The 19986-nt window shown below is 66.8% G+C and carries 18 protein-coding genes; 8 read left to right on the top strand and 10 right to left on the bottom strand.

The features are described 5' to 3' along the window. Positions 1 to 109 precede the first annotated feature (109 nt). On the top strand, positions 110 to 2713 hold the full coding sequence (gene acnA, locus AC1DNE_RS13095) for an aconitate hydratase AcnA (protein WP_476766040.1): 2604 nt from the start codon (positions 110 to 112) through the stop codon (positions 2711 to 2713). 98 nt (positions 2714 to 2811) lie between these two features. Here the strand turns inward: acnA and AC1DNE_RS13100 are convergent, their stop codons facing one another. The 6 genes from AC1DNE_RS13100 to AC1DNE_RS13125 form a co-directional block, all read right to left on the bottom strand. Then, on the bottom strand, positions 2812 to 3453 hold the full coding sequence (locus AC1DNE_RS13100) for a CDP-alcohol phosphatidyltransferase family protein (RefSeq protein ID WP_441470254.1): 642 nt from the start codon (positions 3451 to 3453) through the stop codon (positions 2812 to 2814). Positions 3454 to 3456: 3 nt separating this feature from the next. After that, positions 3457 to 3858: a hypothetical protein gene (locus tag AC1DNE_RS13105; protein ID WP_441470253.1), complete on the bottom strand. Its 402-nt coding sequence runs from the start codon at positions 3856 to 3858 to the stop codon at positions 3457 to 3459. Continuing rightward, positions 3843 to 4793, bottom strand: a complete 951-nt coding sequence (locus tag AC1DNE_RS13110) for a phosphatidate cytidylyltransferase (RefSeq protein WP_476803767.1) — start codon at positions 4791 to 4793, stop codon at positions 3843 to 3845. The genes AC1DNE_RS13105 and AC1DNE_RS13110 overlap by 16 nt, the downstream gene beginning before the upstream one ends. Beyond that, a complete protein-coding gene (locus AC1DNE_RS13115) occupies positions 4790 to 5428 on the bottom strand; it encodes a lysophospholipid acyltransferase family protein (protein ID WP_476766042.1) in 639 nt (212 codons plus the stop codon). Before AC1DNE_RS13115 ends, AC1DNE_RS13110 begins: the two co-directional genes overlap by 4 nt. A gap of 136 nt (positions 5429 to 5564) precedes the next feature. Further along, on the bottom strand, positions 5565 to 6743 hold the full coding sequence (locus tag AC1DNE_RS13120) for an OmpA family protein (RefSeq protein WP_441470251.1): 1179 nt from the start codon (positions 6741 to 6743) through the stop codon (positions 5565 to 5567). Between the two features lie 50 nt (positions 6744 to 6793). Further along, positions 6794 to 8248: a caspase family protein gene (locus AC1DNE_RS13125; RefSeq protein ID WP_476766043.1), complete on the bottom strand. Its 1455-nt coding sequence runs from the start codon at positions 8246 to 8248 to the stop codon at positions 6794 to 6796. Positions 8249 to 8505: 257 nt separating this feature from the next. On the opposite strand from AC1DNE_RS13125, the gene AC1DNE_RS13130 reads away from it, so the two are divergent. Genes AC1DNE_RS13130 through AC1DNE_RS13140 form a run of 3 tightly spaced genes read left to right on the top strand, consistent with a single transcriptional unit; the run spans position 8506 to position 11904 of the window. Continuing rightward, positions 8506 to 9678 carry a DUF4399 domain-containing protein gene (locus AC1DNE_RS13130; RefSeq protein ID WP_476766044.1) on the top strand — a complete coding sequence of 391 codons (1173 nt, stop codon included), beginning with the start codon at positions 8506 to 8508 and terminating at the stop codon, positions 9676 to 9678. Then, on the top strand, positions 9675 to 10130 hold the full coding sequence (locus AC1DNE_RS13135) for a DUF4399 domain-containing protein (protein WP_441470248.1): 456 nt from the start codon (positions 9675 to 9677) through the stop codon (positions 10128 to 10130). The genes AC1DNE_RS13130 and AC1DNE_RS13135 overlap by 4 nt, the downstream gene beginning before the upstream one ends. A 52-nt stretch (positions 10131 to 10182) precedes the next feature. Further along, positions 10183 to 11904 (top strand): SUMF1/EgtB/PvdO family nonheme iron enzyme, encoded by a 1722-nt coding sequence (locus AC1DNE_RS13140; protein ID WP_476841086.1) that lies wholly within the window; start codon positions 10183 to 10185, stop codon positions 11902 to 11904. A gap of 82 nt (positions 11905 to 11986) precedes the next feature. Here AC1DNE_RS13140 and AC1DNE_RS13145 read toward each other — a convergent pair whose 3' ends face one another. Both AC1DNE_RS13145 and AC1DNE_RS13150 read right to left on the bottom strand, forming a co-directional pair. Then, the gene (locus AC1DNE_RS13145) at positions 11987 to 12910 is read right to left on the bottom strand and encodes a MurR/RpiR family transcriptional regulator (protein WP_441470246.1); all 924 of its coding nucleotides are present in this window, start codon (positions 12908 to 12910) and stop codon (positions 11987 to 11989) included. Next, positions 12907 to 13665 (bottom strand): HAD-IIA family hydrolase, encoded by a 759-nt coding sequence (locus AC1DNE_RS13150; RefSeq protein WP_441470245.1) that lies wholly within the window; start codon positions 13663 to 13665, stop codon positions 12907 to 12909. Before AC1DNE_RS13150 ends, AC1DNE_RS13145 begins: the two co-directional genes overlap by 4 nt. A gap of 171 nt (positions 13666 to 13836) precedes the next feature. On the opposite strand from AC1DNE_RS13150, the gene AC1DNE_RS13155 reads away from it, so the two are divergent. The 4 genes from AC1DNE_RS13155 to AC1DNE_RS13170 all read left to right on the top strand — a co-directional run bounded on the left by AC1DNE_RS13155 (position 13837) and on the right by AC1DNE_RS13170 (position 18247). After that, positions 13837 to 14760 (top strand): ABC transporter permease, encoded by a 924-nt coding sequence (locus tag AC1DNE_RS13155; protein ID WP_441470244.1) that lies wholly within the window; start codon positions 13837 to 13839, stop codon positions 14758 to 14760. Between the two features lie 5 nt (positions 14761 to 14765). Beyond that, positions 14766 to 15668: an ABC transporter permease gene (locus tag AC1DNE_RS13160; RefSeq protein ID WP_441470243.1), complete on the top strand. Its 903-nt coding sequence runs from the start codon at positions 14766 to 14768 to the stop codon at positions 15666 to 15668. A gap of 45 nt (positions 15669 to 15713) precedes the next feature. After that, positions 15714 to 17279 carry an ABC transporter substrate-binding protein gene (locus AC1DNE_RS13165; RefSeq protein ID WP_441470242.1) on the top strand — a complete coding sequence of 522 codons (1566 nt, stop codon included), beginning with the start codon at positions 15714 to 15716 and terminating at the stop codon, positions 17277 to 17279. A gap of 68 nt (positions 17280 to 17347) precedes the next feature. Beyond that, positions 17348 to 18247 (top strand): metallophosphoesterase family protein, encoded by a 900-nt coding sequence (locus AC1DNE_RS13170; protein WP_441470241.1) that lies wholly within the window; start codon positions 17348 to 17350, stop codon positions 18245 to 18247. A 75-nt stretch (positions 18248 to 18322) separates the two neighbouring features. Here AC1DNE_RS13170 and AC1DNE_RS13175 read toward each other — a convergent pair whose 3' ends face one another. Both AC1DNE_RS13175 and AC1DNE_RS13180 read right to left on the bottom strand, forming a co-directional pair. After that, positions 18323 to 19147 carry an inositol monophosphatase family protein gene (locus AC1DNE_RS13175; RefSeq protein WP_441470240.1) on the bottom strand — a complete coding sequence of 275 codons (825 nt, stop codon included), beginning with the start codon at positions 19145 to 19147 and terminating at the stop codon, positions 18323 to 18325. Then, positions 19144 to 19986 carry an endonuclease/exonuclease/phosphatase family protein gene (locus AC1DNE_RS13180; protein ID WP_441470239.1) on the bottom strand — a complete coding sequence of 281 codons (843 nt, stop codon included), beginning with the start codon at positions 19984 to 19986 and terminating at the stop codon, positions 19144 to 19146. The genes AC1DNE_RS13175 and AC1DNE_RS13180 overlap by 4 nt, the downstream gene beginning before the upstream one ends.

The following is a 19986-nucleotide window of genomic DNA, read 5'->3' on the forward strand; positions in this document are numbered from 1 at the left end:
GCAGAAGCTGGTGACGGCCGGGTCCCCCCTCGAGCCGACATCTTGAACAAGGCGGGCTTCAAGCCCGATCGAGAACGTGCAGTTGAGACAGAAAGCCGAATGGAAGTCCTTGGAGGCGGCGGGCGAGACGTTCCGCCGCCTCGACGTTGCATCGCTCCTCGGGGCGGATTTTCGGCGATTGCCGCATGTCCTGCGCATTTTGCTCGAGAATGCGATGCGGTCGGCTCCCGCAGAGGAGACCGCGCATCTTCCGCGGGCGCTTCGGGAGTGGCTCGCAGGCGGCAGCAGTCTTGTCGAAATCCCGTTCCTGCCAAACCGGATCATGATGCACGATACGACCTGCGGCCCGGCGCTGGTCGATATTGCCGCGATGCGTGACGTCCTCGCCGAAAGCGGGCGCGACCCGGATCTCCTGACGCCGCGCATTCCTGTCGATGTCTCCACAGACCATTCATCCGGCGTCGACTTCTTCGGCCGCGCCGATGCATTCCAGCGGAATCTCGAGAAGGAATTTGCGCGCAACGCCGAGCGCTATCGCCTGATGAAGTGGGCGGCTTCGACCATGCCAGGCATCCGGGTTCACCCCCCGGGATCGGGCATCATGCACACGATCAATCTTGAACGACTGTCCAAGGTCGTCGCCAGCGAGATGCACCAGGGCGAATGCCGTGCCTTCCCGGACGTTCTGCTGGGAACCGATAGCCACACACCCACCGTCAATGGTCTCGGCGTGCTCGGTTGGGGCGTCGGCGGCCTGGAGGCCGAGGGGGCTCTCTTTGGCGTCCCGGTCGTCCTGCGCATCCCTGATGTGATCGGCGTGAAACTCGTCGGGCGACTGCGGGATGGCGTGCTGGCCACTGACCTCGCACTCGAGGTGACCCGCGCGCTGCGCGCCATCGGGGTCACAGGCGATTTTGTCGAGTTCTTCGGTTGGGGCGTCTCGACGCTTTCGGTTGGAGAGCGCGCTGCGATCGCCAATATGGCGCCGGAATACGGGGCGTCGACCGGCTATTTCCCCATCGATGAGAGGGTTCTGGCGTATCTCGCGCGGATAGGTCGGCCGCCCCGGGACTGCAGCCTGGTCGAGGCCTATGCGAAGGCCTGCGATCTCTGGTTTGATCCCGACGCTGAACCGCGCTTCACAAGAACGATCACAGTCGACCTCGACGCCATCGAAGCAAGCGTGGCAGGTCCGCGTCGCCCGCAGGACAGGCTGCCTGCCGGCGGCACTCGCTCCGCCTTCAAGCCACCTTTGTCGACTGCGGGCGACGTTACTATACCGGACGGGGCTGTCGTGATCGCAGCCATCACCAGTTGCACGAACACATCGGACGCCAGTCTGCTCGCCGCCGCCGGCGTCTTGGCCCGGAAGGCCCGCGCCCGCGGATTGAAGCCGCCCGGTTACGTCAAAACCTCCCTGGCGCCGGGGTCACCGACCGCTGAATGCTTCCTGCGTCGTGCCGGTCTGCTGGACGATCTGGAGGGACTGGGGTTCGGCATCGTCGGCTACGGTTGCACGACCTGCATCGGCAACTCGGGAGCTTTGCTCGATGTCGTGCGAAGCGAGCTCGGCAGGCCAGGATTCCGGCCCGTGGCGGTCCTTTCCGGCAACCGCAATTTCCCGGGTCGCGTCCACCCCGATCTCGAAAACGGATTTCTGGCTTCGCCTCCGCTTGTCATCGCCTTCGCGCTCGCCGGCACGGTCAACATCGACATCACGCGGGAACCGGTTGGTTTTGAGGCCGATGGTCGGCCGGTGATGCTGCACGAGATCTGGCCGACAGGTGCCGAAATCGACGCTGCCGTGGCCTCCGGTTGGGACGTCGCGGACTTCGATGCAGCCTATCACGAGGCGGCCACTCGCCCGCTTTGGGTCGATCTGGATGCGCCGGCTGGACCGCAATTTCCATGGGATCCGGCCTCCACCTATCTGAGAAGGCCTCCGTTCGTCCGGACTTGCGGGCTGCCTCCGACAGAAGGGCATGCCAGGCCCCTGATCGTCCTGGGCGACGACGTCACCACCGACCACATCTCGCCTGCCAATCAGATCCGCCCGGACAGTGCCGCCGGCCGGCACATCATCGCGCAAGGCGGCGCCCCTGCGGACCTCAACGTCTTCGCCTCGAGGCGAGGCAACTACGAGGTGATGATCCGCGGCGCCTTCACGAACCGGCAGGCCGTCAATCGGCTGGTGCCGACAGAGGTGCCAGCAGGCGTCACGCGTCACGAACCTTCTGGGGACATCGTGCCTTTGATCGAGGCCGCCGAACGCTATGCCCGGGAGAAGACGCCCCTCGTCCTTGTTGCGGGCGAACGGTACGGGATGGGTTCCTCGCGGGACTGGGCGGCAAAGGCGGTGGCGCTGCTCGGCGTTCGCGCCGTCATTGCATCGAGTATAGAGCGGATCCACCGGACGAACCTGATTGGAATGGGGATTTTGCCGCTTCTGCTTCCGAAGGGCATCCATCCCGACGTGCTTGATATTCGCTCAGACGACCTGTTCGCGATCGACCTCTGCCCGGACCATTTGACGCCCCGTTGCGCGGTCCCGCTGACGATCCTCCGCTCTCACGGAAAACCCGTCCAGCTCACTTTGCGCGCCGCAATCGAAACGTCGCTCGAGGTCACCCTGCTGAAATCCGGCGGACTTATCCCGCAGGTCCTGAGCGGGATTCTCGGGAGGCCCGCGCCAGCCGACATGGGCGTCGCGTGAGCGCGCCACCGCCAAGGCCCCAGGTGCATGCGACTGCATGTTCATCCGTTCGGGCCGCCCGAAAGCTTTTCCGCTCCTGCGCCGAGGTTTGCGAGCACTCAGCGCGCGCGCAAACCTCGTGCGATATTCCTAGCCCGCCTGAGGGTGGTTACGGCGGCCCCGGCGGCGATGAGCCAGAGAGCGATCGTCAGTACCTCGTCGTGGCCGCGCCAAAGCGGTTCCAGCAGTGACAGCAGGGCTGCCGCAGTGATCGTCGCCATGCGGTGCTGCTTGGCCATCGGGCCTGAGAAATCGGCCGGCAGCCCGCAGGCCCGGCCAAGTTCGCGCGTATACGCGGTCAGCACGGCAAAACCGGCAGCCGCCCAGCCCAAGGCCGGCACGCCAGCCCCGTAACCGGCGCCGACGAGAATGAGGATATCGGCAACGCGATCCGGGAATTCGTTCCAGAACGGCCCATCGGGCTCCTGCTTGCCGCCTTCGATGGCCACCATTCCGTCGAACAGGTTGCAGAGCAATCTGAGCTGACAGAACAGGGCGGCCGCCAAGAGCATGGCGGCGCGGGGCCAGGCATCCACCGCGCCCGCCTGCCAGAAGGCGATGCCGGCGAAGGCCGCCATCACCATGCTCGCCATCGAAATCTGGTTCGGCGTCACGGCCGCGGCGCTCAGCAGGCGGGCGATGGACCGGGCCCAGCCGGAATCGCGGCTCGCCAGCGGGCGTCGATTGTCGTCCTGCGCCACGGTTCAGGCCTTCCTGCTCCGCCAGAGCGAGAGATTGTAGAGAGCCGCATAGCTGGTCGCGACGGTGAGGGGGACGGCGATCGTCCTGCCGATTTCCGGCGTGCCGCCGATCGTGTGGATGACGGTCAGCACGCTTACGGAGACGAGCCCGGCGATCGCGGGCGGCGCCAGAAGCGCGGCGAGGCCGGTAAAACGACTGGCGAGATATTCGATCGAGCGCTTCAGGATCAGCGTGATCGTGGCCGAGATCGCCCCCTGGATCAGCCCGGCCTGAAGCGGCGCCGGCATCGGATGGGCGCGGTTGGCGAATGTCGCCCAGCTCCCCATGGCGAGGAAGGCGAAGGCGACATGGACGACGCTGCTGCGCATCAGGCGTGCGAGCGGCCGGATCATACGGCCGACCATCCGTAGCGGACCAGATGGAAGAAGATCGGGGCCGAGAACACGACCGAGTCGAGCCGGTCGATGAAGCCGCCATGGCCGGCGATCAGATGCCCCCAATCCTTGACGCCGCGATCGCGCTTGATCGCGGACATGACGAGCCCGCCGCAGAAGCCGAGGAGGACGATGACCAGCGAGAGGAAGGCGGCCTGGAGCGGCGTGAACGGCGTCATCCAGGACAGGCCGGCACCGACGGCGGTGGCGCTGAGCGCGCCGCCGACGAACCCCTCGACCGTCTTCGAGGGCGAGAGCCTCGGCGCGATCTTGGTGCGGCCGAGGAGCTTGCCCCAGACATATTGCAGGACGTCGCTGATCTGCACGACGATGACGAGGAAGGCGATCAGCAGGACGTTGCGTCCCTGATAACCGGCGATATCGAGGCTCAGCAGCGCCGGCACATGCGAGGTGCTGAAGACGCAGATCATCAGCGCCCACTGCACTTCCGCGATGCGCACGAGGAAATGGTCGGTGTCGCCGCGCAGCGCCGCGATGATCGGCATCAGCAGGAAGGCGTAGACCGGGATGAAGATCGAATAGAGGCCGTACCACTCGATCCAGATCAGGTAGTACTGCACCGGCAGCACGACGAAGAAGGCGGCCGCCAGCGCCCAGTGGTCGGCCCGGCGCGTATCGATCAGCGTGATGAACTCGCGCAGGGCCGCGAAGGAGCAGAAGGCGAAGAGCAGCGTCACGCCGGTCTTGCCGCCGACCAGCGCCAGCCCCATCAGCACGACCATGACCCACCAGGCCCGGATGCGGTCGTTCAGGTTCTCGACCACGGCGTTGGAGCCATCGGGCGAGAGCTTGCGCTGCAGCACGAAGCCGATGGTGGAGGCGAGGACCAGGACGCCGAGGATGCCGGCGAGCACGGCCACCAGATCGGGATGCGGCATGGTCATGACGCGTTCGCCTTCGGTGACAGGGCGAGCAGGGCCGCCTCCGCCCTGGCCAGGAAATCCTGCTTAGTCTCCGCATCGGCAAGACGAAGTGGTGCGCCGAATGTAACCGTGCAGATCAGCGGGATCGGCACGAACTCGCCCTTGGGCATGACCCGGTTGAGATTGTCGATCCAGGCTGGCACGAGGACGACGTTCGGCCGCGCCTTCGCAAGGTGAAACAGCCCGCTCTTGAACGGCAGGAGCGGGGCCTCCGTGGTGTTGCGCGTGCCTTCCGGGAAGACGATGAGGGACGAGCCGGCATCCAACGCTTCCGTCATCTGGACGATCGGGTCACTTGTGCGGCTCGCGCGATCGCGATCGATCAGAACGGCGTTGAAGACGTCGCAACCGATGAAACGCCTCATGCGGCTCTTCAGCCAGTAATCGCTCCCTGCCACTGGCCTGGTCTCAAATCGCATGCGGCGCGGCAAAACGGTCCAGATCAGAACGAAATCGCCGTGGCTTGCATGATTGGCGTAATAGATCCGCTGCTCGGCAGCTGGGGCCGCGCCTGCCCACCGTCCGCGGACGGCAGTCAGGAAGCGCGCAAAGAACAGGATCAGCGTGCCCGCCAATCTGATCCATGCTCCACGCATATCTTAGCCCCGATTGTCGCCCCACAGCTGAGGTAGCGTTCAATTCCGGCGCTGTCGATCTTGTTCGTAGTCCGAAAACGACTTCGCAGGAGCGCACGGATAAACCTCGCGAACATCTGACGTCGCAATGGCGTCGTCAGCAGCCGATCACCTTGAATTCCACCCGCCGGTCGAGCGCGTCGCTGCTGTCGTCCTTGCCGGTTCCGATGAGGTTTTCCTTGAAGCCGCGCCCGGTCGCGATCATGCGGTTGCGGTTATCCGGCGCACCGGTCAGCAGCAGATCCATGACGAACTGAGCGCGCAGCGTCGAAAGTCGCTCGTTCACCTGCGGTAGCCCGGTGTGCGAAGTGTGTCCGACGATCTCCAGGCACGCTCCCTTCTGACGGGCATGCGTCGCGATCTGGCTCAGCCACATCGGATAGGGTTCGGTGATCCGCGGATCGTCGATGAACTGGGTGGTGCCGGGCTTGAACAGCAGCTTCACCATCAGCTGGTTGTTTCCCAGCCCGTAATCGACGAGGTCGCCGAAGGCATCGACCATGTCGTCGCGTCGCGCGAGCTTGCTGGCGGCGAGGTAGGTCCCAATCCTGACCCGGTGCTGCTCGCCGCCCGGCAGTTTGCGCGCAGCCCGATAATAGGCCAGCGCCTCGCGGAAATGCTGCGCTTCATAGGCAAGGATGCCGTCATTGACCAAGGCATTCGCCGTCAGTCGTTCGACATAGGCCGGATCGATCGCCTCGCCGAGCTTCGTGCCCTGACAGGTCTTGATGTAGGCGTTGGTGGCCTGGTCCTGCGCCCAGAGCGGCGAGTCGCGATAGAATGGGGTCGGCGTCGCGTCGACGCCCTCGATCTGAGCGCGCGCCACGCCCTTCGAGACGACGCTGTTCGTTTTCAGATCCGCCAGCGTCAGGCAGATCCGATAGGCGTCCTTCGGACCGTCCGCCGTCCCCTGGTTGTTGACGGCGGTGAAGGTGCCGACCAGCACGACGGGCTTGCGCGCCAGTGCCTCGCTATCGAAGGCGCGCACGGCGAAACGCGGATAGGATTTGCGCACGATCTCGATCAGCGTCTGCTGCATCGAGCGGGTGGCGCTCGATTGGGAGCCGGAGGCTGCGTCGATCAGCGGGTCGATGACGAGATCGACCTGCTCTTCGGTGAGCGTGGCCTTGCCGAAGAGGTCGTCGGCCGCCTTCTGCAGAGCCTGCGGGAAAGGCACTGGCGTGGGCGGGGGGGCCGGTTGTGCCCATGCGGTAGCGGCACTCGCCAGAAGCGCCAGCGGAGTCAGAATGCGGCCGAGGCGCGTGACGATCGACAAGCTTCATTCCTCCCCGTGCCGGGCTCTCGCCTCACTCGATCCCATGCCGCTCAGCGGCATTGCTGAAGCTGCTCGCGCGCTGCCGGCGTCAGCTCGCCGAGCTGGGCCCGAAGCAGAAGCTCGCTGCAATTCGCCTTGGCCGGCGCCCCGGCAGCCGGAGCTTCGGCGCGGCGCTCGCCCGGGCGCGCCGCGCTGGCCGGCATGGCCTGAGGCTGCGTCGAGCGATCGGGCGGCGAGGGCGCCAAAGTGCCGAGCCGCGCCGCCAGCGCCTGCTCGACATTGCGGCGTTCCTCGGCCAAGCGCCGCTTCTCGGTTTCGAGCGCGGCCAATTCCTTCTCGCGCCGGGCCAGTTCGTCGGCGAGACGGGAGCGCTCGGCCGCGTCCCCGGTCGGTGGCTTGGGTTGGATAGGAGCCGGCTTCGCCCGCGTGCTATCCCCGGTCGCGGGCGGCGGCGGGACCGTATCGTCGCGCTCCTGCCGGGCAAGATCGGTCGCGGCCTGCTGACGTCCCTGTTCGGCCCGCTCGAGCCGCTCCAGTAGCGCGCGCTCGCGCTCTGCGAACTCGCGCACCAGCTTGTCGCGTTCGTTCGTCGCGAGCGAGCGGCGCTCGATCAGGTCGAGCCGCGTGCGTGCATCGATGGCGAAGAAGCTCGCCGGATAGCGCTGGATGAAGTCCCGGAGCACGCCGGGCTCGTCGCTGGAGCGGATGCGCTGCCAGACATCCGCGTCGGTCTCCTCGCGGTTGAGGTAGAAGTCGCCGAGCAGCGACAGCGAGAGCTCGGGGGTCTGCCGGCCGGAAGTGGCGTCGTAGACGCTCTTCTGGACGCGGCGGAACAGGGTCGCCACTTCCAACCCCGGCTGGTCGATCTCGCGCACCAGCGCCGCCGTGAACGGGCTGTTGCGGCCAGCACCGTCCGCTGCGACGTCGTTGGCCTGCGTCGCATAGGCGATGACCATGCCCTGCGCCCGCGCCACGGGAGCGAGGCCGGAGCCGACAGAGAATCCGCGTGTCGCCTGCCTTTTGGCGAGCTGGTTGACGAAGGGGTTGTTGCGACAGGCGTCCAGCACCATGATCTTGACGCCTTTGGCGAAGTTCAGGGCCGTGACGACGTCGTTCAGCCGCGTCGTCTCGTACTGGACGCCGACCTCGTCCTCGATCTTGGCCTCGACCGGCACGAGATAGTTCTCGCCGTTGAACTGGAAGCCGTGGCCGGCGAAATAGAACATGGCGGAATCGGCGTCCTGCGCCAGCCGGGCGAAGCGGGTCAGCGCCGCATCCATGCCGCGCTTGTCGAGATCGACACCGTCGATCACCTCGAATCCGACCTTGCGCAGCGCCGCGGCCATGTCGCGGGCGTCGTTGACCGTATTCGGCAGGGCCGGCGCGTTGCGATAGCTGGAATTGCCGATGACGAGCGCAACGCGGCGCTCCGGAGCCGGCGCCGCCATGGCCAGGCCCGTCAGCATGAGCATGATCAGCCCGCAGAGTCTGGCGATGAGGATCATGGTCCCCTTCCTTGGGGGAGGCTACTGCAGGATTTGGCCGGACTCCAGAACAAAGCCTCTCCAGCTGCGTCAGTGCCAGGTGTTCTGCTTGAAGGAGAGCAGCCGCGCTGGTAGCCTCCCTGTATCCATCTCGTGGATGGGGGACGTCGATGCCATCGAGGGCGCTTCGCCTCATACCCGCCCTGGTACCGGCGGCTCTGGCATGCGCCATCGCCATCGCGCTTCCAATCGGGGAGGCTGCGGCCCAGGCGCGCGCGATGCAGCGCAGCCCGGCCCCGGCTACCGCCAAGCTCAGCTTCGTTGGCCTCACCAACAATGACCGCGTTCCCGGCAAGTTCACCGTCCGCTTTGCGATCACTGGCATGGAGATCGCGCCCGCCGGGCAGGCCAGGCGCTATGCCGGGCACCATCACCTCCTGATCGACACCGAGCTCCCGCCGCTCGACCAGCCGATCCCGAGCGATTTCAACCACATCCACTTCGGCGGCGGGCAGACCGAGGCCGAGATCGCGCTGACGCCCGGCCGGCACACGCTCCAGCTTCTCTTCGCCGACCATAACCATGTGCCGCATGATCCGCCGGTCGTCTCGGAGCGGATCACCGTCGAGGTCGCGGCCGATCCGGCCGAGAAGCCGCGCTCCGCCGCAGCTCCCGGCGCCCGGGTCTTCTTCATCGACCTCAAGGACGGCGCCACGATTCCGACCCGCGCGAAGATCCGCTTCGGCATCGAGGGCATCGCCATCACACCCGCCGGCACGATGAGCCCCAATGGCGGCCATCACCACCTGCTGGTCGACACGGAGGTTCCAGCGCTCGACCGCGAGATCCCCAGTGATTTCAACCATCTGCATTTCGGGCGCGGCCAGACCGAGGTCGAACTCTCGCTCCCGCCCGGCGAGCACACGCTGCAGCTCCTCTTGGGCGATCACGAACATGTCCCGCATGACCCTCCGGTGATGTCCGAGCGGATCCGGGTGCGCGTCGTCGATACCGCGCAGGCCGGCCCTGCGGCGCCCGCTGCCCCCGCAGCGGGAGCGGGGCGCCCGCGCACAGCTTCGCCCAATGACGCCGCCGTCTACTTCATCTATCCGAAGGATGGCGAGACGATCTTCCCGAACTCGACGATCCGCTTCGGCTTACGCAACATGGGCGTCGCACCGGCCGGCGTCGCCAAGCCGAACACCGGGCACCATCACCTGCTGGTCGATGTGGCGACGCCGGCGCTCGACGAGCCGATCCCGTCCGACCTCAACCACATCCATCTCGGCGGTGGCCAGACGGAGCGGCGCATCACCTTGCCGCCCGGCAAGCACACGCTGCAGCTCCTGCTCGCGGACGAGAACCACGTGCCGCACGATCCGCCGGTCATGTCGGAGCGCATCACGGTCATGGTGATGCCGGGCGGCCGCAAACCGGTGAGGCGTCGATGAGCGTTTTGCGCCTTAGCGTCGCTGTCCTCCTGGCGGTCTGGTCTTGTGCGACGGCTGGTCCCTTCTGGCCGACTGATGCGCTGGCGCAGGCCGCGAAGCGGCAGAAGGCGCCGCCCGGCGCGCAGGTCTATTTCCATTATCCCCTCGACGGGTTGCGCGTGCCGGAGCGCTTCACCGTCCGGATCGGGCTGCACAACATGGGGGTCGCACCGGCCGGCGTCGACCACGCGGCGACCGGCCATCATCATCTGCTGATCGACACCGATCCCGGCCCGCCCGACCAGCCGATTCCGTCCGATTACAACAATATCCATCTTGGCAACGGTCAAACGGAGGTTGTCGTCACCTTGCCGAAAGGGCCTCATACGCTGCAATTATTGGTCGGGGACCATAACCATACGCCGCATGATCCGCCCGTGATGTCGAAGAAGATCACGATCTATGTGCGCTGAGACTGCGGCGGCCCGCGCCCCGAGACGCCGCCGATGACGAATGGTCGCTAGCATGGACTGGTTGCGCTCCTTCCTCCTCGCCGTCCCGCTCGTTGCGCTCGCGGCAATGCCTGCACTGCCGCAGGAGGCGGCGCCGCCCGCCCGGGTTGCGCTCGTGATCGCCAACGGCGCCTACCCCGACGCGGCCGTCGCACAGGCGCCGACACAGGGGCGCGCGGTTGCCGCGGCTCTGCGCGAAGGTGGCTTCGAGGTGATCGCGGTGGAAAATGGCGACCGTGCCGAGATGCGGCAGGCTATTGCCGAGTTTGCCGGCAAGCTGCGCCCCAGCGCCTTGGCGGTGGTCTTCTATTCCGGCCACGCCGTGCAACAGCGCGACCGCGACTTCCTCGTGCCGATCTCGCCCAACCCGGTGCAGGACGCGGTCGATCTCGACGAGGTGATCGACCCGCTGATCATTGCCAGGCCATCCAGTGCCCTCGTGCTGATCGATGCCAGCCGGGACAATCCCTGGCAGACGCGGGGGAGGGGCTTGCGCGCGACCGAGCCGCTCGAGACCGTTGCCGTGATGTTCACGGCCTCGCCGGGAAAGACGGTCGCGGATTCCGGGCCGCGCGGCAATCCCGTGGTCGAGGAATGGCTGAAGGCGATCCGCACGCCCGGTCTCGACATGGCGGCCGCAATCGTCCGTGTGCGCGATGCGGTGGCGCGGGCGAGCCGGCGCAGCCAGCAAATCTGGCTCTCATCCGAGCCGCCGAAGGGGCTCGTTGTGAAGCCTGTCGGCCAGCCCGTTGCGGTCGCGCAGGCGAACCGCGCCGTCATCCTGCCACCGAGCGGCCCCGACGCCTCGCCGGACGCCTTCGAACTCGCCTTCTGGGAATCGATCCGCAACAGCCAGAATGCCAGCGAATACCGCGCCTATCTCGACGCCTATCCGAATGGCCGTTTCTCGGCGCTGGCGCGCACCCGCGAGCAGCTCTACCGCGGCAAGCCCGGGGCGGCTGCGGCTGCAGCCTCGGCCACTCCGCTTCCGGTCACTGCAACGCCCGCTGCAGCAGCGTCCAAGACGGCTCCGATCCGCGATTGCAGCGACTGCCCCGAGCTGGTGGCGATACCGCCCGGCTCCTTCCAAATGGGCTCTAACGATCTTTACGAGTTCGAGAAGCCCGTTCACCCCGTTGCGGTGCGCAGCTTCTATCTCGGTATGCGGGAGGTGAGCCTCGAGGAATGGGATCGCTGCGTGAACGAGGGCGGCTGCAACTATCGGCCTGACGATCGCGGGCTCGGGCGCGGAAAGCGCCCCGTCACGGATATTCATTGGAACGACGCCAACGCCTATCTCGCCTGGCTCTCGGCCAAGACGGGGAAGCGCTATCGGCTGCCCAGCGAGAGCGAATGGGAGTATGCCGCGCGTGCCGGCACGACAACGACCTATCCCTGGGGCCAAACCGTGGAGAAGGACCGCGCGAACTGCCTGGGCTGCAACGATCAGCCGCGCCGCAGCGCCGTCGCTTCGGGCCAGTTTCCGCCCAACGCCTTCGGCCTCTACGACATGGCTGGCAACGCGGCCGAATGGGTCGCGGATTGCTGGAGCGAGAATTATCGCAGCGCCCCGCCCGACGGCAGCGCCTATGTGGTGCCCGGCTGCCGCGAGCGCGTGCTGCGCGGCGGCTCCTTCAACAACGACCCGCGCTATCTGCGCTCGGCCGCCCGTTTCAAATACGAAGCCGATGTGCGCTTCTACACCAACGGTTTCCGCGTTGCGCGCGAGCCCTGACGACCGCGTGCATTCAGAGAACGGCCGCCATGCCATCGCGGCATCCGCGACGCGAGTGAGAGCAAGGCCCCGGCCCGGACGACTAGAACCGCTTCGTCGAGAGCACGTCGAAGGTCTTGCCGATCGTCGCGACGGCCTTGTCGTAATCGGCCAGCGAAAGACAGGCGATCAGGGCGTCGATGACGGCGAGCTGGGCGATGCGGCTCGTCATCGCCTCCGTGCGGAACTGGGTCTCGCGCGCCATGGTGTTGAGCACGATGTCGGCATAGGCGAGCAGCGGCGATTTGCCGAAGTTGGTGATGCAGATCGTGGTTGCGCCGGCTTCTCGCGCAAGCCTGGTCGCGGTGACAGTCTCATGTGTCGATCCCGAATGCGAGATCGTGATCGTCACGACGTCCGGGCCGGTCAGCGAGGCACTGATCGCCTGGACGTGGGAATCCACCACGACCTTGGATTCGATACCGATGCGGAGGAGCCGGTAATTGGCGTCCTCCGCGATCGGGGCGGCGCTGCCGATGCCGTAGAGCTCGACCCGGCGCGCCCCACGGATCGCGGCGACCGCACGCTCCATTGCGCCGCGGTCGAGCACCTTCATGGTGTCGTGGAGCGCCTGCAGGTCGCTGCCGAAGATCTTCTCGATTACCGTCCCGGTGTCGTCGGCGCGCGCGAGATCCTCGTGGATGAATTGCACCGGCTGCACGAGATCGCGCGCCAGCGCGATCTTGACCTGCTGGAAGCCGCGCGCGCCGAGCTGGCGGCAGAGCGAGATCACGCTGCCCTCGCTCGCCTCCGCGCGTTCGGCCACTTCCGTCACCGACATGTGCACGACATCGGCCGCATGGCTGAGGAAGACGTCCGCAATGCGTGCGGCGGCCGGTGGCAGCGTCGCGCGCAGCGCCGTCAGCCGCTCGATCACGCCATCGAAGCCGTCATTGCCGCCATTGCGCGCCTTGTCGGGGCTTTCCGCCATGACGTCGGCATGCGGCTTTCGATGAGATGAGCTCATGCCGACAAGGCGATCATGTCTTGCTCGTGCGGGCAAGTCGTCTCGATATGGAGTTGCGGGAGCACCCCGTCTGTGACCTCGACATAGTGCAGGCCGAAGCGGCGCGCCCCTTCGCCATCGGTCCTGGGATTGTCTCCGAGCATCGCGACAGCCCGCTTGGGCAATCCGAGCAGGGCGAGGCCGGCGGCGAACAGGGTCGGCTCCGGCTTCCCGATGAGGCGGTAGCTCACGGGGCCGGTGCAGGCGAGCAGCGCGGCGAGCAACGCGCCGGTTTCCGGAACGACCGAGCCGTCGGCGCCCGGATGGACGAGGTCCGGATTGGCGACGACGAGCTCGGCCCCCATCCGCACGGCATTGGCCGCCAGCGCCAGCCGCGCGTGGCTGAACCACCGGTCGCGGCCGAGAAAGACGACATCCGGCTGCTCCCTGACCGGCACGAGGCCGCGCTGGCGCGCATGGCGCATCAGGCTGCGACTCGCCAGCATGAGCACGCGCGCTCCGGGACGGCGCGCGGCGATATCGTCGAGCGCGACCGCTCCCGCCAGCACGATACGGTCAGTCGGAATGTCGAGCCCCATCCGCCGCAGGCCACGCCTCAACTCTGCCGGCGTATGCTCGGCATCGTTCGAAACCACGACGAAACGGCCGGCGCAGGCGTCGAGGAAGGCGCTGGCGCCAGGCATCGCCCGGCCGCCGCACACCAATGTGCCGTCGAGATCGATCAGCCAGCCACGAATATCGTCCGCTGCGCGCACTGCAAACTCCGTCTCGGATCGCGGCAGGCATGAACTGAGATTGTCTCAGTGTCAAACAGTCGTCGACCTAAATTATATTCATGAGCCTGTCATGGAAGGCTGCCAGAAGGCTCGGGCTCCCGCCGCTTGAAGCGGCCGCGCAGCGCCCCGCAGCCCGTCCCAGAGGACGCCATGCTCGTATTCCTAGGCAGCCGTCTCCTGCGCATGACGATCACGCTCTGGGCGATCGTCACCGCCGTCTTTCTGGCGACGCGGCTGACCGGCAATCCGATCGACTTCCTGATGCCGGAAGGGCTCGACGCCGCCTCCCGCGCCGAGATGATCGCCTATTGGGGCCTCGACCGGCCCATCGCAGAACAATACCTGCTGTTCTGGAAGTCGCTGCTCTCGGGCGATTTCGGCCTCGGCCTGATGGAGCGCCGGCCGGTCGCGGTGATCTTCGGCGAGCGGCTCTGGCAGAGCGCCTCGCTCCTGGTCGCGACCCTGGCGCTGACCGTCGCGGTCGGCGTGCCGCTCGGTGTCCTCGCCGCGCTCTGGCGTGGGCAGCCGCGCGGCCAAGGTGTGCTCTTCATCGCCTTTCTCGGCTACGCGGTCCCGAATTTCGTCCTCGCCATCCTGCTGCTGCTCATCTTCTCCTACACGCTGCACTGGCTGCCGAGCGCCGGCTCCGCCACCCTGCTGCATTATGCGATGCCCACCGTGGCGCTGGCCGCCTATTTCGTCGCTGCGCTGACCCGCTACACCCGCAACGCCATGCTCGACGTCCTCTCCGAGGACTATATGCGCACGGCCCGCGCCAAGGGCCTCTCCGAGCCAGCCATCGTCCTGCGGCACGGGCTGCGCAATGCGCTGATCCCGGTGATCACCGTGCTTGGCCTGCAGATCACCACGCTGGTCTCGGGTGCCGTCGTGGTCGAGACCGTCTTCGCCTGGAACGGGGTGGGGGACCTGCTCGTCGGCGCGACGCTGCGCCGCGACTACCCGGTTTTGCAGTTCGGCGTCCTCGTCGTCGCGAGTGCGGTCATCCTCGTCAACGTCGCGATCGACCTCGCTTATGCGGCGTCGGATCCGCGCGTGCGCCTCGTCGGAGCCTGACCGCCATGGCCGAGATCGCTGACGCCAAGTTGATGCTTCCGCCCCGCAGGCTGCTGCGGATCAGGTTTGCCTGGGCAGGCAGGTTCGATACGCTGGTCGTAGCCGCCGCGCTGCTCGGGCTTCTCCTGGTCGCGCTCGCCTCGCTGGCGCCGCTGGTCTCGCCCTTCGAGCCCGACCAGCAGCGGCTTCTCGCACGCCTGAAGCCTCCGGTCGGCATCGCCGGCGCCAACCCGCTCCATTGGCTCGGCACCGACCAGCTCGGCCGCGATCTCCTCTCGCGCTGCCTCCATGGCTTGCGTCTGACTCTCTCACTCGCGCTCTTCGGGACCCTGCTCGGCCTCGCCATCGGTGCGGCGCTCGGGCTCGCGGCGGGGCTGCTGCGCGGCTGGGCCGATGCGCTGATCATGGGCCTGGTCGACATCATGATGTCGCTGCCCTTCACCCTCGTCGCGCTCTTCGTCGTGGCGCTCGCCGGGACCGATGTGACGGTGCTGATCTGCGTGCTCGGGATCGCCTACTGGGCCCATTTCGCTCGGCTGATCCGGGCCCAGGTGCTCAGCCTGCGGGAGATGCCTTTCGTCGAGGCCGCCCGAGCGGCCGGCGCCGGCCCCTGGCGCATCGCCACCGTCCACATGATCCCGAACCTGATCTCGCCGGTCGTGGTGATGGCGAGCCTCAACTTCTCGAACCTCATCCTGCTGGAATCGGCACTCTCCTTCCTCGGTCTCGGCGTCCAGCCGCCCACGGCGACGCTCGCCTCGATGGTCGGGCAGGGGCGCGACTACATGGCATCCGCCCCCTGGATCGTCGCCGTTCCGGCTGTCGTGATCGTGCTGGTCAGCCTCGTCGCCATGCTGCTCGGCGATGCGCTGCGAGACCGTCTCGATCCGCGCCTGCGCGGGCGCTGAACGCCCGCTCGCCATTCGTGCTGTTCATCCAAAGGAATTAGAAACATGTTCAAGATCTTGAAAATACTGACGATCGCTGCGCTGTCGGCGACCCCTCTCGTCAGTTTCGCCCAGGCGCAGGAGCTGAAGGTCGGTGTCCAGAACATGGCGCCCTGGCTCGATCCCGGCCGCGACTTCTCGAATGTCGGCTCGCAGTTCTACTTCAACGCCTTCGATCCGCTGATCGGCAAGGACGCCACCCGCGCCGAGAGCGTTTGGCAGCCGGGCATCGCCACGAGCTGGAAACAGGTCTCGCCGACCGTGTTCGAATTGAAGATCCGCCAGGGCGTGACCTTCCACAACGGCGACCCGATGACGGTCGAGGACGTGGTCTTCTCCTTCGACCGCATCATCAACTCGACCTTCGCGCCCTATACCGTGCGCAAGCGCGACACGCTGCCGAACATGGCCAAGGTCGAGGCCGTCGACGCCGAGACCGTGCGCATCACCGCGACCCGGCCCGAGCCGCTGTTCGAGACGCTGCTCAACGTGCAGCAGGGCATGATCGTGCCGAAGAAATACGTGATGGGCCTGACCGGCGATCCTAATGTCGCCGAAGCCTCCGATTTCGAGGCTTTCGCGCTGAAGCCGGTCGGCACAGGGCCCTACAAGATCACCGAATTCGTGCCGAACCAGCGCCTGGTCTACGAGCGCTATGACGGCTTCTGGGGCGAGAAGGCTCCCTTCCAGAAGGTCACGGTGACCCGCATTCCCGAGCTGTCCGGTCGCCTGACGGCGCTGAAGAACGCCGAGGTCGATCTGATCACCAATGTTCCCCCGGATCAGCTCGAGCCGATCGCCGCCGATCCGAAGCTCAAGGTCGAGGGCATGCAGACGCCGCTCTTCCACGTCGTCATCTTCAACACCCAGAATCCGAAGATGGCCAATCCGAAGCTGCGCCAGGCGCTCTCCTACGCCATCGACCGCAAGACGCTGAATGAGGCGCTCTGGTTCGGCAAGGCGAAGGTGCCGACGAGCCACAGCTTCGCGCAGTTCGGCCCGCTCTACATGCCCGAGCTCAACACCTTCGAATACGATCCGGCCAAGGCCAAGGCGCTGCTCAAGGAAGCCGGCTATGACGGCGCGCCGATCCGCTACGACATCCAGGCGGCCTACTACACCAACGGCCTCCTCGCCGCGCAGGCGATCCAGGAGATGTGGGGCGCCGTGGGCGTCAAGATGCAGCTCAACGTCACCGAGCAGTGGACGGGCTCCGATCCGACCATGATGGCCCGCGGCTGGTCGAACCCGATGTACTTCCCCGATCCCGCCGGCGCCTTTGGCATCATGTGGGCACCGACCGGAAACTCGGCCTCGGAAGGCCGCTTCAAGGCGGACGACGCCTATGTCGCGCTCTGGGACAAGTTCCGCTATTCGACCGACCTCACCGAGCGCAAGCAGGCCTATGCCGCGCTGATGCAGGCGATCAAGAACGACCCGCCGGTCCTGCCGCTCTACCAGCCCTACGAGTCCTACGGCATGAAGCGCTCGCTCGCCTGGCGGCCGCTGCAGGGGCACATCCCCTATGTGCTCGACTTCCGCGCCGGCCGCGCGACGCTCGCAGCGCGCTGATGCAATTGCGGGAGCCGGTATCGCCGGCTCCCGCCTCCTATTTCCGACCCTGCTCGACGAGCCACGCCATGACCCGATCCCTTCGCCTCGCCTTCGTCGCCGACATCCATCACGGTGCGAACAGCTTCACCAAAATCGGCACCGCGGCCCTGCGGCTGATGGAGGAATTCCGCCGCTTCGCCGCCGATGCGCAGCCCGACGCCGTGATCGATCTCGGCGATCGCATCTCCGACGTCGATCACGCCACCGATCTGCGGCTGGAGCGGGAGGTTGCGGAGGCCTTCGCGCCGATCGCGGCGCCGCGCTTCCATCTCTGCGGCAACCATGATCGCGATCATCTCAGCGTCGCCGAGAACGAAGAGATCCTCGGCCAGGCGCTCGGCCATCGCACCGTCGACCTCGGCGACTGGCGCCTCGTGCTCTGGGCCGCGGATTCGCGGATCCACCGACCGGGCGGCTTCGTGCTGCGCGAGGCCGACCTCATCTGGCTCGCCGCGACCATCGAGGCCGCCGATCGGCCGCTGGTCGTGATGAGCCATGTTCCGGTCTCCGGCCACGCCCAGACCAGCAACTACTACTTCGAGCGTAATCCGGCATCCTCGACCTATCCCGGTGCCGAGCGCGTCCGTGCTGTGCTCGCCCGGGCGAAAGTGCCGGTGATCTGCATCGCCGGCCATGTCCACTGGAACACGCTGACCACGGTCGACGGCATCCCGCACCTGACGCTGCAGTCTCTTACCGAGAGCTTCACGACGATGCCCGGGCCTGCCGGCGCCTTCGCTCTTCTCGAGCTCGGTGAGACCATCGCCTGGACGGTCCACGGCGCCGACCCTTTTTCGGCTCGCATCGCAAGGGCGCAGACGCTGAAGCGCTGGATGACGCCGCTCCAGCCGTTCGAAGAGCACCCCGAGTTGCGGCAAAGGCGTCTTGTCTCCGCCGTCCAGACGGATATGGCGGCGGTGGCCTGATCGGGATTCAAGGCCGTGAGAGATTCGGAGTGAAGGGTTCCGGTCAGAGGTCCGGGTTCGGGCGGCGGGCGCCGTTCAATTGAGCAGAATCCCGCGGATTTCCTTCCAGCTTTCTGCGTCGGGCGCACAGAGCAGCCCGGCCGGGCGCTCGGCCGGGGAATAGCTGCGGCCGTCGAGCAGTCGTGCGTGGCCGCCGGCCTCGCTGTAGAGCAGCACGCCCGGTGCGTGGTCCCAGGGGTTGAGGACGCCGTAGAGCAGGAATTGCAGGCGTCCTGCCGCCGCCAGCCGGTATTCCTGCCCGCAGCAGCGCAGCGAGCCGACTTCGAGGAAGGCCGGAAAGCGACCTGGAAGCGTGCTGCGCAGCGGCTCCGGGAAATACTGCCAGCTCGCCATGCCGTTCATGTGGCGCGTCGCGACGGCCGGGGCGACGCGCAGGTCGCGGCTGGAGCCATCGGCGCGACGAAGCCAGGCGCCTTCGCCGCGTAGCGCCATGGCGCTGTCTCCGGCAACGGGATCGTGGATCACGGAGGCGACGATCTCGCCCCTGGCGATGACGGCTGCCATCACTGCGAAGAGCGACAGGTCGCAGGCATAGTTGAGCGTGCCGTCGATCGGATCGATGACGAAGGCGAGATCGGCATCGCCCAATTGGCCGAGCAGCGCGGGCTCGCGCGTCACGGCCTCCTCTCCGATCAGCGCGGCACCCGGAAAGGCCTTCGCCAGCTCGGCGCAGATGAAGCGCTCGGCGGCCTCGTCGGCTTCCGTAACCAGATCGCCCGGTGCCTGTTTCTCGCGGATATCGCTATCGGCGAGGAGCCGGAAGCGCGGCATCACCTCGCGGCGGGCCGCCTCGCTCAGGATGGCGTCGAGCCGGTCATGGTCCTGCCGGGTGAAGATCATCCGAGGTCGAACTCGACCAGGATGGGCTGGTGGTCGGAGGCTCGCGTCTCGATGTCGTAGACGATGGCGCGTGCCCGCTCGGCAAGATCCGGCGTCGCCAGCACATAGTCGAGGCAGCCGGGCGGACCATAGGTCTGATCGCAGATGAAGGCCGAGGGCGGATGCGGCGCATCGCCCTGCAGCACCGGCCATAGATCGACCAACGGCGGCACATTCCCGTCGAACGGCGCGAGTAGCTGCGCCAGCCCGGCGTCGTCCGGCCGCATGTTGAAGTCGCCCGTCAGGATCGCGCTCGCAGCGTTCGGCGTCGGCGCATAGGTGTGGGGACCGGGCTGGCGAGGCGTCGCTTGCCGTGCGGCGGCCATGCGATGAATCTGCCGAATGCCCTCGACCTGCGCGGCGCGCAGGATGGGCGAGGAATATTCCAGATGCGTCGTCATCAGCCGGATCGGGCCGAAGGGCGTCTCGACCATGGCCTCAACCAGCACGCGCGGCATGTTGCGCGTCGCCGCCGCTTCCCAGGGCAGGGTGTGGCGCAGCGCCTGCGCCACCGGCAGCCGGGTCAGCAGCAGGTTGCCGAAGCGCTTGCGCCCGCCCTGGCTGTCGGAGACGTCGACCCCGATCGCCTCGATGGCGGTGAAGCCCGGCAGCAACTCGCTGAACAGGGCGAACTGGTCGGTGCGGTCGTTGCCGTCGAGATCGGGGAAGTTGGCCGCGACTTCCTGCAGGCAGAGCACGTCGAAATCGGCCATCTGCCTGGCGTGGTCGATGATGCGGCGCGGATCGACGCGTTCGTCGACGCCGCGTGCCCACTGGATGTTCCAGGTGATCAGCTTCAT

It is taken from the genome of Allobosea sp. 05L423, from assembly GCF_056397745.1.